Raw genomic sequence first — 16,291 nt, 5'->3', positions numbered from 1 at the left:
AGTTAAGTTCTATTCCTAAAGGGCATATTCGTGATATATTCACAAATATCTAGTTTAAGCATAGCGGTTATGGATATATTTTCAACCAGTAAATTTCTTAGTACATAAGCACTATTCAAATGAATGTCCGCTAGTGAAGCTTAATGATATTAAAATGATATAGTCAGTTTTTAACTCGATTCCTAAAGCAATAGCTTCTGACTCTCCTTTTCCCAGGCGCATATTTAAACTATCAGCTAAGAAACTTAATTGAATTTCTTTGACTACAATATTACCGGAATTAATCAACTCTATGACTTTCTGAAAAGCTTCATCAGATTTAGCGCTAATTTCCTGAGCAACAAAACATGGTAAGTAAAATTCATCAGGATAAGCTAGAAATATCTCCAAAAATCCTAGCCATTAATGGAGAGGAGTTAAAAACAATCTGCACAGATTTTACGAATTCCTCTCAATTGTGACATCCCTAGACGTGAGATATGAAAACTCCAAACCCATTAAATCTAATAACTCAACAAATGTATCAAGCTCAATTTCCATAATTTCTGCGGCTTTTCTCAAGCTAATGACTCGTGAAAATAACGCACCCAGAACAAACAAAAATGTTTCCTTCTGATCAATATCATTGAAGAGTTGGATTTCTGACGCAACATTTCTTAATACTTCTTTGCTGGTCATGAGTCTTTCCGACTAAGGGTATGCTTACAGCATAGATGATTAGTTGTGTGATGAGCCAAGGACGAGTCAGGGCAAATCAACGCCAATAAATTGATGTCAGAGTACGTCCAGCTTACAATGATTTAGGGGAGTATCATAACCTACACAAATTTGATGAATGCTGATGAATTGTTCCAAGAGGGATTAAACAAACATTTGCAAGGGGACTATCCAGAAGCCATAGCAAATTATACTGAGTTGATTCAGCTACATCCAGATTATGCAGCAGCTTACTACAATCGGGGTATGATTCTTAGTGCTGAACTCAAAGATTATTATGGGGCGATCGCCAACTTTGATCAAGCCATTGAAATTAATCCTGACTTTGCTGAAGCATATTCCCATCGGGCTAAAGCGCGTTACTGTTTAGGCGATTATGAAACAGCGATCGCCGATCTAAATCAAGCTATTGAGATTCAGCCTGATATTGCGGAATTTTACCACAGTCGCGGTAATACCTATCTGGCTTTAGAAAAGTATGATCCAGCTATCGCTAATTACCAACAAGCCATAGAAAATAGTCCGGAGTTAGCGACTCAAATCAACTGCGATTTGGCTAAGGCTTTACATAACCGGGGTGTGGCGCGTTGCAATCGTGGTGATCATCAAGGTGCGATCGCCGATTTTCATCAAGCTCTACAATGGCATCCTTACTTTGCCCCAGCATACAGCAGTCGGGGTAATATTTACTATATTTTAGGCGAACATCAGCAAGCGATCGCCGAATATAATCGCGCTTTAGAATTAGATCCACATCTATCCGCAGCTTATCATAATCGAGGTAATGCTCGTTCCGCTCTTCAAGATAATCAAGGTGCGATCGCAGACTACAATCAAGCTGTAAAGATAGATCCTTACTTTGCCGAAGCTTACTATAATCGTGGTCTTGTTTATAGTCGTCTGCAAAATTTCCCCCAAGCAATTGCTGACTTTAACCAAGCCTTAACTCTTAACCCTGATGATGTCCAAGCATACACCCAAAGGGGTTTAGTGCGCGCAACTTTAGGAGATTATCACCAAGCCTTTGAGGATTATAGTCAAGCATTACAAAAAAACCCCACCTTAGCTGTAGTCTACGGCTTTCGAGCCAATGTGCGTCGCCTGTTAGGAGACTATCAAGGGGCGATGGATGATCATGACTGCTTATTACAACTGTCTCCTGATCTTGCTGATGGCTATTGCGATCGCGGTACTACTCGCCGTACCCTGGGAGACTATCAAGGAGCTGCTCAAGACTATACCACGGCCTTGCAGATTAATCCTCATTTAGCCGAAGCCTATTATGGTCGAGGAATTGCTTACGAAATTTTACAAGATTTCACCGCCGCAGTGGCAGATAATACACAAGTAATAGAACTGTTTCCTAACTTTTCTCCAGCCTATTGCAATCGGGGTAATGCACATCGTTTTTTAGGTAATGAAAATCAGGCAATGGCAGATTATAATCAAGCATTAGAAATCAATCCTGATTTGATTGAAGCTTATTACAATCGGGCTTCATTGTGCTATGCCTTGAAAGATTATCATGGCGCAGTGGCGAATTACAGTCAAGCATTACAAAGGAATCCCAAATCTGCAACATTTTATAGCGATCGCGCCAATGCTCGTTATGCTTTACAAGATTATCAAGGTGCAATAGAAGACTATAATCAAGCCCTAGCTATAGATGCTAGTGTAGCAGAAGATTGGTATAACCGGGGACGTAGTTTGATCATGCTGGGAGACTTAACCGCCGGGTTAGTTGATTTGAATCAAGCTTTACAAATTCAACCTTATTGGGCTTCAGCGTATATATTACGAGCTGATATTAACACTCGCCTTAATAATTATCAAGGAGCGATCGCGGATTTTCAAAAGTGTGCTGATATCTATTATCGAGAGGGAAATATACAGTACTATCAAGAAATTATGCAGGCGATCGCAAAACTTGAGTGTTGATCAACATTTATCCATTTTGTTTTTTGCTCACAGAATTTAAAATAGGTTAACACATAAGATCCTATAGGTAGATATCGGGGATGGTAAAAAGGACTCAATAAATATCAATTTAATTGCTTCCTCTTCCCTGATTTTTTCTGTTATGCTTTGTTAATGTGGGCTTGAATCCTGTTCCATTACGGATAATTTTGCTAGAATATATTCAAAGCTTAGTGGAATCTTCTCTTCGTAAACTTCCTGTGCTTGTAGAAATTACCATCAACTTACCAAACTAACATTATGAACCGCTTCACCTCTGGACTGTTTGTAGGTTTGAAGGCTGATATGTCATCTCTGGCTATTTCTCAGAGGACTAATGCTGCTGAAACCTTACCTTTTTTTACCTATATGTATGATAGTGGACATAGCTTCGACCGTGGATCAGGACGTATTGGTAGCGATTCCTAAATCCGGCTTAATTAAGTCAAATATTCTCTCATTTGTCTAATTTCTGAAATATTCATGAGAGAAAATAAGCATTGCGGTCGCCAAAGGCGGGGCTTTTCCCATCGCTAATCCTCGGTTCTGGAAACCATCCCATGAGCCAGAATCTTGATAGGCGATCGCACCAAACTTTCATTAATGTCAGGTCATTTATTAGTTTATGACCTGTTGTTTTGTATTATACTTTATGAAAAAATAGCAAATGGCTAAAATCTTATTTTTCATCCTCATTTATAGATAGTAATTTACTCTAATTTTTTAACTTATGTGTTTAAAATAACTCCCATTCAAGTGAGGTATAAGCAGTAATAATTAAACGCAAATGGACACAGATAAACGCAGATAATTCTGTATTTTATTAGACTAGGAAATTCTATAAGTGGGGAGTAGGGGGTGGGAAACTGCTTTTCAGTTGTAAGCGCAACACCCAGCCTACCCCAACAGAAATTAAATAGGGATACCACAACATTTGTCCTAAAACAAACATATCATCATACAATATTCTTAAAACTTCCCGAAATCAAAGAATATTTTAGTAAAATGCCTCAAGAAATAGAGCGTAAATATTTACTCAAATCAGATAGCTGGCGAAATTTAGCACCAGGTACTGCATATTGTCAAGGATATATTGCTACAAAAGACCAAGTTACTGTCCGCGTGCGGATCATCGGGACACAAGGTTACTTAACCATTAAAGGCCCTAGCGTTGAATATTCCCGATTAGAATTTGAATATCCCATTCCTGTAGAAGATGCTCAGGAAATGCTGCATAAATTGTGTCAACGCCCTTTTATTGAAAAAGTGAGATACAAAATACAATGGGGCGATTTAATTTGGGAAATAGACGAATTTGCAGGTTTAAATAAAGGCTTAATTTTAGCAGAAGTTGAACTCAGTGATCCTGATCAAGAAATTGAATTACCTCCTTGGATTGGTGCAGAAGTCTCCCATGATCCTCGATATTTTAATAGCTATTTAGTGACACATCCCTTTTTGGAATGGTAACTCTTAACGTCAATTTCAAGCAGATTTTGTCCTTGATATCAGAATATCTGATGATTTTTCACCTACTTCCACACCCAGTAAATAACTAATACAAAAAAATCCACCGCATTACTATATGTAGAGTCATGTTAGCTTAAAAACATCATGGATAATTTACAGTTTTAGGGAAAATAATGTTGGATTTAGCATCTCTGTTAACCCTCTCCATAGCGGTGAGTTTAGATAGTTTTGGAGTGGGTGTCACCTACGGAATGCGTCGCATTACCATTGGTTGCAAATCTCTAGGATTAATTACTCTGTGTACAGCCATGACGCTGCTGTTAGCTATGATTTTAGGGAATGCAGTTAGCCATTTATTACCGTTAGAGTTGGCAGAAATGCTGGGAGGATTGATATTATTGGGAATAGGATTGATGGCAATTTTTACTAATTTTCGTTCTCGTCGCCGAGAGTCTAAACAGTCACACTCTGAATTTTCAGAACCCCCAAAAACTCCCAAATCTCCAGCATCTCGCTGGCGTTGGCTGGACTGGAAACCCTTGCGGGTAATCCGAGATATTTGGAAATCTCCTCTGGCCGCAGATTTCGACGCTTCAGGTTCCATTACCGATTTAGAAGCCGTCGCTTTGGGTTTTTCCGTATCCCTAGATTCCTTTTTTGCTGGTATTGCGGCTGCCTTGATGGGACATTCTATATGGTTAACTACAATAATTATATCTACTATGAGTGGATTTTTGATATATTTGGGTTTACAGGTTGGGATAGTTTTATCTCACAATCGGTTACTCAATCGCTTTTCCTATTTACCGGGAATTTTGCTAATTATTCTGGGACTCTCTAAGTTTGTTTAGTACAATTTTTAATTATGGTTTTTCAATACACTGAAGCACGGGTGACTATAGCATCTGTTAATTTTGCTAATTTAGTTAGCTTCTATAGCCAACTCCTGAATCATCAACCCAAATCTGTGACACCTAATGTTTATGCAGAATTTCAGCTTCCTGGTGTGCGATTGGGGATTTTTCAACCTCAAAAAAGTCACAGAACAGAATTTGCTAATTCAGCCCAAAGTCAGATCAGTTTATGTTTAGAAGTGAGTAATTTGGCAGATGCGATCGCACACTTAGCCAACTTAGGTTATCCACCGCCCGGAGAAATTTCCACAACTAGCCACGGTAGAGAAATTTATGCTTATGACCCCGATGGCAATCGTTTGATTTTACATGAAAAATGCTGAAATGAAAACATCTCAACTCACTGAGCAAAACTGGTCGCAAAATAATTATATTCAAGCCTATAAGTTTGCGGCCAATAAACATCAAGGTCAAACAATCCCAGGGTCAACAATACCTTATATCATGCACTTGAGTTTTGTGGCTATGGAGGTAATGGCTGCCTTAAGTATAGAAAAACACCATGATGGTGATTTAGCAATTCAATGTGCTATTTTACATGATGCCATTGAAGATACAGATACCACTTATGACCAAATAAAGAGTGAATTTGGTGAATCAGTAGCTAATGGGGTGCTGGCATTGACCAAAGATAATTCTCTAGCCAAAAATCTGCAAATGGCGGATAGTTTACGCAGAATCAAGCAGCATTCCCCAGAAATATGGATGGTGAAACTAGCAGATAGAATCACAAATCTCCAAGCACCTCCATACTATTGGAATCAAGATAAAATTATTGGCTATCGAGAAGAAGGTATGCAAATTTACGCAGCTTTAAAGGATGCCAGTCCGTTTTTAGCATCACGCTTGGCTAGTAAAATTGAAGATTATCAGGAGTTTATTAATTAAAGTCTCATGTCAATAAAGAAGTAAGATGAATCGTATCTTTACGCAAAAATGTTATAATTGGTAGTTATTGGTAATTACCTATGTCTTTAACTCAAAACTATAAATTAAATCTGATTCAATGGTATCCAGGTCACATTGCCAAAGCGGAAAAGCAGCTGAAAGAACAGCTAACGCGGGTAGATGTGGTACTGGAAGTCAGAGATGCACGGATTCCTTTAGCGACACACCACCCCCAAATAGATGAATGGGTGGGAGATAAGGCGCGGGTATTGGTATTAAACCGATTGGATATGATTTCGCCCCAAGTGCGATCGCTGTGGATAGATTGGTTTAAGCATCAGGGTGAAGTAGCTTATTCTACCAATGCTAAACAAGGTCAAGGTGTGACAGCGATCGCCAAAGCCGCCCAAGCAGCAGGAGTACAACTCAATCAAAGAAGACGCGATCGAGGAATGTTACCCCGTCCAGTGCGCGCCGTAGTCATTGGTTTTCCCAACGTGGGTAAATCTGCCTTAATTAACCGTCTCTTAGGAAAGCGAGTAGTAGAAAGCGCCGCCCGTCCCGGAGTCACCCGCTCTCTGCGTTGGGTAAGAATTTCCGAACACTTAGAACTACTAGATGCTCCGGGAGTTATCCCCTTAAGAATGGGAAATCAAGAAGCCGCAGTTAAACTAGCCATTTGTGATGATATTGGTCAAGCATCTTATGATAACCAGCTAGTAGCGTCCGCCTTCATCGATTTAGTCAACGAACTGCAAGAGACAGCAGCACATTTATTACCACCTTCACCCCTATATACCCGCTACGAACTTGACCCCGTAATGTACACCGGAGCTAGTTATTTACACGCCTTAGCAGAACATCGTTACAAAGGCGACGTAGAACGCACAGCCAGACATCTGTTAACAGATTTTCGTAAAGGTTTATTGGGTAATATACCCCTCGAATTACCACCGCACATCTAGACGGTAGACGAGTAATTTTGCAAAGTTAGTTAAAATGTTTATTTTGAGAACAGACAAAAATCATCATATAAAATCAGAAAATGCCAGAAATCATGGGTAGACAATACACTCTCATCATAGATAAATCCGGTAGCATGGAAAGCCCTAGCGAACTTCCCGGTAAAACCAGATGGGAAGTTATGCAAGAGAACACCTTAGCCTTAGCTCACAAGTGTGAGCAGCTAGACCCAGATGGTATCAATATTTACGTGTTTTCCGGTAGACACAAAATGTATACAGGCGTAACTGCGAATAAAGTTAAGCAGATATTCCAAGAAAACAACCCTGCGGGAAGCACCAACTTAGGCGGCGTACTCAAAGCTGCTTTTGATGACTTTTTCAATCGCCGAGGACAAGGTTTAACACCCCAGGGCGAGACAATTATTGTGGTGACAGATGGTGAGCCAGATGACCGCAAATCTGTGTATGAGCAGATTATCCTCGCCAGTCGCAAAATAGACCGTGATGAAGAATTAGCAGTCCTATTCTTTCAAATTGGTAATGATGCCAGCGCTACTCAGTTTCTACGCACAATAGATGACGAGTTAACTAACGCTGGTGCAAAGTTTGATATTGCAGATGTTACTACTTCTGATGAAATTGAAGACATCGGTTTTGCCGCAGCTTTAGAAAAAGCGATCGTTGATTAATTCGTAATTCAGCTTCCACACTACCAGGCGATTAGAAGTCACTACTACAATTTTATGTTTAGTCCGCGCAGGCGGACTAAGTTTGTGTAGCCGCGTAATGTTTTAATCGCCAGGACTAGGTGGAAGATGTCATGAAAACATTTATTTTTAAGCTAATCTTTTAGCTTCCACAGTTAGGGGTAAACTTGCAGTATCAGGTAATTGTTTAAATTCTAATTCCCAACCATTTGCTAAAGTCAAAACAATCCCATCATTACTATCAGCTTGTTTAACAACTTCTTCTTCCAGGTCTTTTTTGGCAACGTAAGCAATTAAAGTTCCCGCATCGTTCATCCGCAACATTACTTTCATTAATTTTCCTCTACCACTTCTATTTCTCTTTTCTGACAACCAACAACAAACCCTGTCTCTAAAAAATGCACTGCATAGATATAGGAACTTTGTAAATAAGTGCCTATACTTGCTATGTAGCCGATATCTCCTTTGTTGGCTAAAACCTGGCCGATTTCTTTACCGGGAAACGTCCCATCATTTTTAATCAGTTTGCGGAGTCTGACTTTTTGCCCAATTTCAAAAACTGGCGGTAAATGTAGCTCTAATTCATCAGGTTGCATGGGAGTACCTCTGTTCTTTGACCAAGTTCAAAAGTTCTTCTACAGTCAAATTGCGTTTCTGCTTAACGGATTGCTGGCGGACTGCATCCAAAACAGATTGGGTTTCCTCGGGGTTGAGAAAAATATTATTTTGCTGTAACAAACTGGTTACTAAATGTCTTCCAGAATGCTTACCCACCACTAACCGCCGTTCCCAGCCCACTTCTTCCGGTGCAAATGGTTCATAGGTAAGGGGGTTTTGCAGTACGCCATGAGCATGGATTCCCGACTCATGAGCAAAGGTATTTTCCCCAACAATTGCTTTCCAAGGTGGAACATGACAATTAGATGCTGAAGCTACTAGTTGTGATAATTCCAACAAACGGCGAGTATCAATACCCAAATTGATGCCATAGATGCGCTTGATGGACATTACAACTTCTTCTAAAGCTGCATTTCCCGCTCTTTCCCCTACCCCATTCACGGTGGTATTTACAGATGTCGCTCCGGCTTTAATACCAGCTAAGGCGTTAGCAGTTGCTAAACCAAAATCGTTGTGAGTGTGAATTTCTAGGGGAATGGACAAAGCGGAAACTAGCTGTTTAACTTTGGCGTAGGTGGTGAAGGGTTCGAGAACGCCAACGGTATCGCAGAAACGAAACCTGGATGCGCCCCATTCTTGAGCGTTAAGTGCTACATCTAAGAGGAAGTTGGGGTCTGCTCTGGAAGAATCTTCACCCCCTACTGCTACCCAAAGACCTTGATCTAAGGCAAAGTTGATACAGTCTTTGAGTCTTTGCAAACTTACCCGCCATTGGCCATGAAATTTAGCGGCGATTTGGATTCCAGAAACGGGAATGGCGATATGTACTCGCTTTAAACCGCAGGTGATGGAAGCTTTGATATCAGAAAGTACCGCCCGGTTCCAACCTAGCAAATTCGCTTGCAGACCTAAGTCTCCAATTGCTAAGATGGCATGGGTTTCGGCTTCGCCCATTGCGGGGATTCCGACTTCTAATTCTGGCACGCCAATTGCATCCAGAAATTGGGCGATCGCAATTTTCTCCTCAAAGGTAAAAGCAACACCCGCCGCTTGTTCACCATCACGTAATGTAGTGTCATTAATTAAGATTTCATTCATCTCAAACATCACTTTTAGGAATCATTCTTAATATGTTTTCAGTTTTGGGAGCTGATTTACCTGCAATTTCTGGTAATGGTAAATGCCTAATGCAAATCCTGATAGCTGCCGTAGCGTAGCCAGATGATGAATGGTAAATGCTATAAACTCTTAGATTTAATATTTCATCTTCATGATTATTAAATCTTAGCTAAATACAAACATCATATCTGTATGCAAGAGAACCAAATACAGGTATAATTTTAGAATTATTTTTACTATTGCTAAATCAGGTATTTTATAATAGCGATTAATTGACGTAACTATTAGTAAATCCTGAATACAGCAAAATAGCAAATCTGGCAATAAAGCTATATACTCTCATGCTTTCTTCGTATAACTACCCTAATTTTACTGGGGGGAATGTCGGCAAGCTAACGCCAGAAAAGTTCAGCAGAAAATCTGTTAATCATGCTCATCTAGCCAATCTAAAATCTGTTCTAGTTGCTGTAAGTTAACTAATCCATATTGCCAAAGCAGCATGGGTAAGGGACCGTTATCAAATTTACGATGTCGTAGCGCTACAGCAATGTCAGCATTTGTGAGTTCTAGTTCCTGATGTAAAAAATTGATAAATTTTCTCTCACTTTTACAGGTGGTCATAATTGTAATTGCTACTTATTGATGATGTTTTTTTTACGCAGAGAGGGAGTTTAGAAGTTTTGTGAGTTCCAGCAACGTTCTAGCCAATCTATTAATTCGTGGCGCGAGGCCAGAAATTGCATCATGGTACTGCGGATAAGGATGGCTTCTACTAAGTTGTTGACTTTGACTCGCAAGGAACCATCGCTGTGACAACAGCAGGAAATCTTTAATTCTTGCAAACGTTGGGAAATACGCCAGCGATCGCACAACGGAATCTGCAATATTTGTTCGCCAAAGAAATCAGAACTATCAGAGGTCAGCATGATCCATCATTTTGGGTCAACAGTTCTTGATCCTGGGGTTCAAGGTTTACAGTTTGCAGTTGTTGTTCTAGTTTCTCGATGCGGGAGAGTAAAGAACTAATCACACTTACTTGGTCATCGGGAAGCTTTCCATGTTCGAGGGGATGGAGTTGAGTTTTTTGTTTAGGGGAAATAATTCTACCAGGAATCCCCACCACAGTTGCATCTGGGGGAACATCACGCAAAACAATAGAACCTGCGCCAATGCGGACGCGATTACTAATTTGAATATTTCCCAAAACCTTCGCACCCGCACCCACCACCACATTCTTTCCCAGAGTGGGATGACGCTTACCACTTTCTTTACCAGTACCGCCCAGAGTAACACCCTGATAAATTAGTGTATAGTTGCCGACAATAGCAGTTTCACCAATCACCACACCCATACCGTGGTCAATAAACACACCTTTACCAATCTCTGCGCCTGGGTGAATTTCAATTCCTGTCAAAAACCGTCCCCAGTGAGAAATTAGACGAGGGATAAAAACCACTCCCCGACAGTGTAACCAATGGGCGAGACGATGCAAACAGAGAGCGTGTAACCCTGGGTAGCAAAACACCACCTCTAGCCAATTACGTGCTGCTGGATCACGTTCAAAGATGATTTGAAAGTCACTCAATAAAGGTTCTAAAAAACCACCAGAGAACAGATTTTTCCGCAGCGATGTATTTGTAGAAATTGGTTTGATTGCAGCCTGACGATTTTTGATAATATTTAATGACTGTTGCATCGGTAGTGTCTGGTTAAAAGAGCCATGTCCTTTTTTTTGCTTATATCAGATGACTCCCAACTGGACAGTACATTAAACGCAGATTGGATTTATTGTATTTATTACACTTGTACTCAACCCCTCAAACCCTTATTTAAGATAAACTTTAAATTTCCCTTCGGGTCAGGGGTGCTAGTATTTAATAATAGGGGTTCTGGTATTTTTAGGGTAGAGGCTTCAGAATTTTTGTACTCACCACAAAGAACATTGCCTGTAAGAGTTTGCAGCGAATTAGGCAAGGTATTTAGCAATATATTCAGTTGTACTCACTTGCGAACAAAGATCAGGTAGATAGGATAAATAATGATATATCTGTATATCCAGCTACGATCTTATTCTATTATTTAGTGAGGTAAAAGACAAGTTTCTTTATTTTATTTTAGGTTTTATTGTCTGTGTGTATATATACCTTTATTAATATAGATAAAGAGTTCTATAAACACATATCTTACATCCATTTCTTTCAATAACACCATAAAATAATTAAAGATTTGTTCTAGAAATGTTGAATACTGATACACAACTTTACATTATTAGTTACACTAAATCTTCAAAGCCTAAATTAGTCAACAAAACATCATCTCCTCAAACCAATGAGACAGATTGAGTTTTTTGGCATTTCTCTCAGGATGCCTTTGAGAATCTTGGGAAATGAATTTATAATCACTTTCAAACTAAAGTATTTTAATCCTTCGCCCAAAATCTACCATATTCTGATGCTCTTTTTATCACCTATTTCTTAACATTCAACACTTCTGGTTGTTGTGTGTGGAGGTCGATGATTTGGAGGTTGATGTTGAAGGTGGGGTCAAAGAGGTTGAGTGGGTTATATTTGTATGTGTTGTTTGATTTGAGGGTTGAATTATGGATGCTGAGGAATTGCTCAAGCGTTACGCTGCTGGGGAAAGAGATTTTAGTCGGGTTGATTTTAGTGGTGCTAAATTGAGCGGGGTTGATCTGAAAGACATCAATTTGAGTGGAGCTAACTTGAGTAGAGTTGATCTGAGTTGGGCTAATTTGAGTGGAGCTAATCTGAGTGAAATCAGTGCAGCTAGTTGGGCTAATTTTAGTGGAGCCAATCTGAGTGGAGCCAATCTGAGTGGTTCCGAAATGTTGGGGGTCAACTTGGAAAATGCCAATACTAGAGGAGCTAGACTTGGGACTTTGGAAAGCGCTTTTGTTCGTAACACTATCAATCCAGATGGACTCTTTATTGAAGGACCTATGACTATTGAATAATTCCTCTGTAGAAGACAAGTTCGCTAGTAAAGGAGCATTTACAGGAGATGGTACATTTGGGAAAAATATGAAGTTGGTTAGTCCTTGAATGTACTTATAACCTACTCTCCAAGTTTGCCAATTTCTCCAATCTGCAAGAGAATTAATTGTCATAACTCGACCTGGAAGAAATTCACCAGTAACGGGAAAATCTTCTGCTTTTGGTCTTGGAAGATTGGGAGTCATTTATGGCCATCTTATTTGATTTATGAATTTTTGGAACCGCCAAGTCGCCAAGTGAAGAAGTAAAGAGGTTCAGAAATGATTTAGGACTGCTATAGTTTGGTTTATTACTGCTTACCAATTTACATTCTTTAACGTCATTTAAGTTATCACCGAGAATTTACGTAAGGCAATTAAATATCAACTGTGCTAAGACAGGATAGCGTGCATCTCGAAATTTAATGAAAGAGCAAAAAAATACATTCAGCCATCTGACAGCTATAGAAAGAACATATTTATCATTTCCAGCACAATTTTTATTAAACAAGAACTTGCTACAAGGAAAAATACTAGACTTCGGTTGTGGCTTTGGTAATGATGTTAAAATTCTCAGCCAAAAAGGAATTGATATTGCAGGCTATGATCCTCATTATTTCCCAGAATATCCCCAATGTAAATTTGACACCATAATTTGCTTTTATGTCTTAAATGTTGTATTTCCAGAAGAACAAGCAAATATTCTCATGGAAATATCTCATCTCTTAAAACCAGGAGGTAAAGCTTATTATGCAGTCAGAAGAGATATTAAGAGAGAAGGATTCAGAGAACACTATGTCCATAAAAAACCTACATATCAATGTCTAGCCAAACTGCCATTTCAGTCACTACTCTCAGATGAGATGCGAGAAATATATGAATACATTCCTTATAATCAGCAGCGCAACTCATCTAATTACTGTATATTTTGTAATCCTCATAAAAATCTAAAATTACTCACAGAATCAGCAACAGCTTATGCAATTTTTGATGGCTACCCCATCAGTAAAGGACACACATTAGTTATTCCTAAGCGTCATGTTAGTAATTATTTTGACTTACCATTTAAAGAGCAATCTGCTTGCTGGTTTATGGTGAATAAAGTCCAAGAAATTCTCCAAACGGAATTTGCGCCTGATGGTTTTAATGTAGGTATGAATATTAATCGAGAAGGTGGACAAAATATTATGCACGCCAGTATTCATATTATCCCCCGTTATCAAGGCGATAGTGTGGGTAAAAGTGGTATCAGAAAAGTTATTCCTAAAAGTAAATAGTATAATACCTTGAATAAAACAGAGACACCAAAAGAGTCTTAACCCATTCCCCAATCCCCACCTAGAGGATCAGGATTGAAATTTATTACAAGTCTTATCCGAGTCAGTACCAATACGCTAAAGTGTAATCTTAGCCCTCTTACCTAAATATATGTGAGGTTAAGCAACTTTCCGAGAATAACCCTAACTATAATTTAGCCCTTAATTCACCCCTAAAGTCCCGACTACAAACATTTACAGCATTTCCCGGTGTTATGAGGTAGAAGAACCCCACCCCCAACCCCCTCCCCGCAAGCGATGAGGGGGCTATCATTTACCTTATATAATTGGAAATCGCTGTAATTATTTACGACGATTTACTTAGGAGTCTGATTCTTATTAAACAACCAGTGATAAATCAGCGTACATCATTATATATGTGTTAAATAAAATAGGAGTCATATTGTGTTTAATTCAGGGCAAATATTACAAGAAAGATATCAACTGCAACAACATTTAGGACACACAATGGCTGGTCGTCAAACCTGGCTAGCAGAAGATTTAAAGAGCGAGAGTAATGAATTAGTTATTCTCAAACTTCTGGTTTTTAGCACTGAATTTAAATGGGACGACTTAAAATTATTTGAGCGAGAAGCTCAAGTTCTGCAAAACCTTAATCACGAGAGAATACCCCACTACCGTGATTATTTCTTAGTTGATAAAGAGCAAGATGTAGGTTTAAGTTGGTGGTGTTTAGTTCAAGATTATATTCCTGGTTATACTTTACAGGATTTATTAGCCCAGGGAAAAAAGTTTAGTGAGCCAGAACTTAAACAAATTGCTGGGGAAATTTTACAGATATTAATTTATCTACATCACTTAAATCCTCCAGTTCTCCATCGAGATATCAAACCCAGTAACTTGATTTTAGGAGAAGATAAAAATATATATTTGGTAGATTTTGGTGCAGTGCAAGATAGAATGGCTGTAACTAAAGCAACCTTTACTGTAGTAGGTACTATTGGCTATACTCCAATGGAGCAATTTTGGGGACGATCTGTACCAGCTTCTGATTTATATGGTTTAGGGGCTACTTTAATTCATTTAGTTACAGGGGTGGCTCCTGCTGATTTACCTCAAAATAATTTGCGAATTAAATTTGCAGATCAGGCTAGTGTTAGTAACAGTTTTATTAATTGGATTCAGAAACTAACTGAACCAGCTTTAGAAGAAAGATTTACCACTGCTAGTGAAGCGTTTGAAGTATTCTCCCAGGGATTTAAATCTAGTGTTAGTCAAAAAAAATCTTACCAAAATCATAAATCAATATACCTTATTAGACCTTTTCTTAGGGTAACTAAAAATTCTTCAGAAGAGCTAGAAATTTTTAGGTATAAGAAACCCAATCAATATCAAAAATGGCTGATATTGATACCTGCGTTTTTGATTTTAAGTCGGATGTTGGGCTTAGATGTAATTATTGGGTTAACTATATTAACTGTTTTGTGTTTTAAATTTAAAATATTAGATGTTTCTATACTGGATAAAATTAAATCATTTCTGAAAAATCCCTTGGCGGACAAAAATAGCTTAATAACTGAAAATGAGTATGGTGGCTATCTTTACTTTAACAAAACCGAAAAATACTTTAAATTTCAGAATGTTTGGTTTGCTCAATTTCAGTCAAGAGCGGAGTTTATTAAAAACATTCGCTCTATTTATGTCTGTCAACGACAGGAAAATCGCGCTAATGAATTTTTTGAGACAGATGTTGCGGAAAATTGGCAGGTAGTAATCCGTACAGAGAGCGATCGCATTCGCTTGAATTGGCGCTTAAACGAAGAAGAATGTGCTTGGTTACTCAATGAAATTCAAACTTGGCTGAACAATGATTGAGATCACAGTTCCAAAAAGCGTAGACAAATATCGGCGTTGCTGAACTAAAGTATGAAATGCCAAAATCCCCTTGCTTTTTCTTCCTACCTTTGCGCCTAACGCACTTCGTGCTAGAGCTTACAGCACGCTGCGCGAACGCTGATGCGCCTAACGTACTTCGCTAATGCGTGAGCCTAATTCATATTTGAAATCAGCAACGCCCAAATATCTCATACCATTTGTTTTCCAAAACCGATGACAGAAAATCGATAAAGTCAAGATAAGTGCTTATACTCAAAAGTCTTTTAGTCGCTAACTTCTACCCCCAAAAATAAAATAAAGATAAAAAGCATATCTTTCTCCAAAAAAAATGATAGGTTAGATACATAATCAAATTCCTTCGACATCGCAATTTTAACTGTGAGGAATTGTTAAGCTATGCGTTATCTGCGGGTTAATCCTAACTAGCACCTCATAATTTTTGCTTATAGCCAGTAATTCTCAATAGATGTATGATCAGAAGTAAGTGAGTGATTGAGGGATAATTTTTAGATCCGGGAACCTTTTCACTACGAGGCGTGGGAACCAGAAATCACAGGTTTAAAGTTGATATTTTCGCAATAAACCTAATTTTTCAGCCAGATGAAAAAAATCAGCCTCCCATTCTTCCGTAAACAGTTAATTGTCTGGAAAACTTAAAAAAAGATGAACTGCATTTTTTTGTCCAAAAAAATGATATGTTGGATACACAATTGAATTTCGCAGGTATCTGGAGTAGTACAACATTCACCTGCTCCAGTTTTTCAGCCCTTAA

At 38.7% G+C, this 16,291-nt stretch carries 18 protein-coding genes and 1 pseudogene; 11 read left to right on the top strand and 8 right to left on the bottom strand.

Annotation, left to right across the window (positions count from 1 at the left end; translation table 11 throughout):
• Positions 1-111: 111 nt before the first annotated feature.
• Both ACM0OP_RS04475 and ACM0OP_RS04470 read right to left on the bottom strand, forming a co-directional pair.
• Complete coding sequence (locus tag ACM0OP_RS04475; protein ID WP_414527189.1) at positions 112-390, bottom strand: hypothetical protein; 279 nt, start codon at positions 388-390, stop codon at positions 112-114.
• Positions 391-438: 48 nt separating this feature from the next.
• Complete coding sequence (locus ACM0OP_RS04470; RefSeq protein WP_414527188.1) at positions 439-678, bottom strand: hypothetical protein; 240 nt, start codon at positions 676-678, stop codon at positions 439-441.
• Positions 679-831: 153 nt separating this feature from the next.
• Between ACM0OP_RS04470 and ACM0OP_RS04465 the strand changes: the two genes are divergently transcribed.
• The 8 genes from ACM0OP_RS04465 to ACM0OP_RS04430 all read left to right on the top strand — a co-directional run bounded on the left by ACM0OP_RS04465 (position 832) and on the right by ACM0OP_RS04430 (position 7,599).
• On the top strand, positions 832-2,655 hold the full coding sequence (locus ACM0OP_RS04465; protein WP_414527187.1) for a tetratricopeptide repeat protein: 1,824 nt from the start codon (positions 832-834) through the stop codon (positions 2,653-2,655).
• Positions 2,656-2,934: 279 nt separating this feature from the next.
• Entirely contained in the window at positions 2,935-3,102 is a 168-nt protein-coding gene (locus ACM0OP_RS04460) for a hypothetical protein (protein ID WP_414527186.1), read from the top strand.
• 576 nt (positions 3,103-3,678) lie between these two features.
• The gene (locus ACM0OP_RS04455; protein ID WP_414527185.1) at positions 3,679-4,143 is read left to right on the top strand and encodes a CYTH domain-containing protein; all 465 of its coding nucleotides are present in this window, start codon (positions 3,679-3,681) and stop codon (positions 4,141-4,143) included.
• A gap of 173 nt (positions 4,144-4,316) precedes the next feature.
• Entirely contained in the window at positions 4,317-4,994 is a 678-nt protein-coding gene (ytaF, locus tag ACM0OP_RS04450; RefSeq protein WP_414527184.1) for a sporulation membrane protein YtaF, read from the top strand.
• Between the two features lie 14 nt (positions 4,995-5,008).
• Positions 5,009-5,380, top strand: a complete 372-nt coding sequence (locus ACM0OP_RS04445) for a VOC family protein (protein ID WP_414527183.1) — start codon at positions 5,009-5,011, stop codon at positions 5,378-5,380.
• Between the two features lies 1 nt (position 5,381).
• The gene (locus ACM0OP_RS04440; RefSeq protein WP_414527182.1) at positions 5,382-5,945 is read left to right on the top strand and encodes an HD domain-containing protein; all 564 of its coding nucleotides are present in this window, start codon (positions 5,382-5,384) and stop codon (positions 5,943-5,945) included.
• 80 nt (positions 5,946-6,025) lie between these two features.
• Positions 6,026-6,910, top strand: a complete 885-nt coding sequence (gene ylqF, locus ACM0OP_RS04435; RefSeq protein ID WP_414527181.1) for a ribosome biogenesis GTPase YlqF — start codon at positions 6,026-6,028, stop codon at positions 6,908-6,910.
• A gap of 80 nt (positions 6,911-6,990) precedes the next feature.
• On the top strand, positions 6,991-7,599 hold the full coding sequence (locus ACM0OP_RS04430) for a VWA domain-containing protein (RefSeq protein WP_414527180.1): 609 nt from the start codon (positions 6,991-6,993) through the stop codon (positions 7,597-7,599).
• 147 nt (positions 7,600-7,746) lie between these two features.
• On the opposite strand, the gene nifT is transcribed toward ACM0OP_RS04430, so the two are convergent.
• The 6 genes and pseudogenes from nifT to cysE all read right to left on the bottom strand — a co-directional run bounded on the left by nifT (position 7,747) and on the right by cysE (position 11,050).
• Entirely contained in the window at positions 7,747-7,950 is a 204-nt protein-coding gene (gene nifT, locus ACM0OP_RS04425) for a putative nitrogen fixation protein NifT (RefSeq protein ID WP_414527179.1), read from the bottom strand.
• Positions 7,868-8,213: pseudogene (locus ACM0OP_RS04420) on the bottom strand (nitrogen fixation protein NifZ). The gene nifT and the pseudogene ACM0OP_RS04420 overlap by 83 nt, the downstream one beginning before the upstream one ends.
• Positions 8,203-9,333 carry a homocitrate synthase gene (gene nifV / locus ACM0OP_RS04415; protein ID WP_414527178.1) on the bottom strand — a complete coding sequence of 377 codons (1,131 nt, stop codon included), beginning with the start codon at positions 9,331-9,333 and terminating at the stop codon, positions 8,203-8,205. Before nifV ends, ACM0OP_RS04420 begins: the two are co-directional and overlap by 11 nt.
• 444 nt (positions 9,334-9,777) lie before the next feature.
• Complete coding sequence (locus tag ACM0OP_RS04410; protein ID WP_414527177.1) at positions 9,778-9,975, bottom strand: DUF2949 domain-containing protein; 198 nt, start codon at positions 9,973-9,975, stop codon at positions 9,778-9,780.
• A gap of 50 nt (positions 9,976-10,025) precedes the next feature.
• Positions 10,026-10,280, bottom strand: a complete 255-nt coding sequence (locus tag ACM0OP_RS04405; protein WP_414527176.1) for an Asr1405/Asl0597 family protein — start codon at positions 10,278-10,280, stop codon at positions 10,026-10,028.
• Positions 10,274-11,050, bottom strand: coding sequence for a serine O-acetyltransferase (gene cysE, locus ACM0OP_RS04400; RefSeq protein ID WP_414527175.1), 777 nt, complete (start codon positions 11,048-11,050; stop codon positions 10,274-10,276). Before cysE ends, ACM0OP_RS04405 begins: the two co-directional genes overlap by 7 nt.
• A gap of 903 nt (positions 11,051-11,953) precedes the next feature.
• On the opposite strand from cysE, the gene ACM0OP_RS04395 reads away from it, so the two are divergent.
• From ACM0OP_RS04395 to ACM0OP_RS04385, 3 genes are all read left to right on the top strand, one after another.
• Positions 11,954-12,328, top strand: coding sequence for a pentapeptide repeat-containing protein (locus tag ACM0OP_RS04395; RefSeq protein WP_414527174.1), 375 nt, complete (start codon positions 11,954-11,956; stop codon positions 12,326-12,328).
• A 443-nt stretch (positions 12,329-12,771) separates the two neighbouring features.
• Positions 12,772-13,623: an HIT domain-containing protein gene (locus tag ACM0OP_RS04390; protein ID WP_414527173.1), complete on the top strand. Its 852-nt coding sequence runs from the start codon at positions 12,772-12,774 to the stop codon at positions 13,621-13,623.
• A 444-nt stretch (positions 13,624-14,067) separates the two neighbouring features.
• Positions 14,068-15,498, top strand: a complete 1,431-nt coding sequence (locus ACM0OP_RS04385) for a serine/threonine protein kinase (protein ID WP_414527172.1) — start codon at positions 14,068-14,070, stop codon at positions 15,496-15,498.
• The last annotated feature ends 793 nt before the right edge of the window (positions 15,499-16,291 follow it).

The organism is Nodularia chucula CCY0103 (assembly GCF_963923915.1).
Taxonomy (GTDB): domain Bacteria; phylum Cyanobacteriota; class Cyanobacteriia; order Cyanobacteriales; family Nostocaceae; genus Nodularia; species Nodularia chucula.
The sequence above is the reverse complement of the archived record's forward strand: the minus strand, read 5'-3'. Positions and strand labels throughout refer to the sequence as shown.

What these genes read in the sequence shown, in the direction of transcription:
- ACM0OP_RS04470 (WP_414527188.1), bottom strand. Translation starts at nt 678, where the DNA reads ATGACCAGCAAAGAAGTATTAAGAAATGTTGCGTCAGAAATCCAACTC.
- ACM0OP_RS04465 (WP_414527187.1), top strand. Translation starts at nt 832, where the DNA reads ATGAATGCTGATGAATTGTTCCAAGAGGGATTAAACAAACATTTGCAA.
- ACM0OP_RS04460 (WP_414527186.1), top strand. Translation starts at nt 2,935, where the DNA reads ATGAACCGCTTCACCTCTGGACTGTTTGTAGGTTTGAAGGCTGATATG.
- ACM0OP_RS04455 (WP_414527185.1), top strand. Translation starts at nt 3,679, where the DNA reads ATGCCTCAAGAAATAGAGCGTAAATATTTACTCAAATCAGATAGCTGG.
- ytaF (WP_414527184.1), top strand. Translation starts at nt 4,317, where the DNA reads ATGTTGGATTTAGCATCTCTGTTAACCCTCTCCATAGCGGTGAGTTTA.
- ACM0OP_RS04445 (WP_414527183.1), top strand. Translation starts at nt 5,009, where the DNA reads ATGGTTTTTCAATACACTGAAGCACGGGTGACTATAGCATCTGTTAAT.
- ACM0OP_RS04440 (WP_414527182.1), top strand. Translation starts at nt 5,382, where the DNA reads ATGAAAACATCTCAACTCACTGAGCAAAACTGGTCGCAAAATAATTAT.
- ylqF (WP_414527181.1), top strand. Translation starts at nt 6,026, where the DNA reads ATGTCTTTAACTCAAAACTATAAATTAAATCTGATTCAATGGTATCCA.
- ACM0OP_RS04430 (WP_414527180.1), top strand. Translation starts at nt 6,991, where the DNA reads ATGCCAGAAATCATGGGTAGACAATACACTCTCATCATAGATAAATCC.
- nifT (WP_414527179.1), bottom strand. Translation starts at nt 7,950, where the DNA reads ATGAAAGTAATGTTGCGGATGAACGATGCGGGAACTTTAATTGCTTAC.
- nifV (WP_414527178.1), bottom strand. Translation starts at nt 9,333, where the DNA reads ATGAATGAAATCTTAATTAATGACACTACATTACGTGATGGTGAACAA.
- ACM0OP_RS04410 (WP_414527177.1), bottom strand. Translation starts at nt 9,975, where the DNA reads ATGACCACCTGTAAAAGTGAGAGAAAATTTATCAATTTTTTACATCAG.
- ACM0OP_RS04405 (WP_414527176.1), bottom strand. Translation starts at nt 10,280, where the DNA reads ATGCTGACCTCTGATAGTTCTGATTTCTTTGGCGAACAAATATTGCAG.
- cysE (WP_414527175.1), bottom strand. Translation starts at nt 11,050, where the DNA reads ATGCAACAGTCATTAAATATTATCAAAAATCGTCAGGCTGCAATCAAA.
- ACM0OP_RS04395 (WP_414527174.1), top strand. Translation starts at nt 11,954, where the DNA reads ATGGATGCTGAGGAATTGCTCAAGCGTTACGCTGCTGGGGAAAGAGAT.
- ACM0OP_RS04390 (WP_414527173.1), top strand. Translation starts at nt 12,772, where the DNA reads ATGAAAGAGCAAAAAAATACATTCAGCCATCTGACAGCTATAGAAAGA.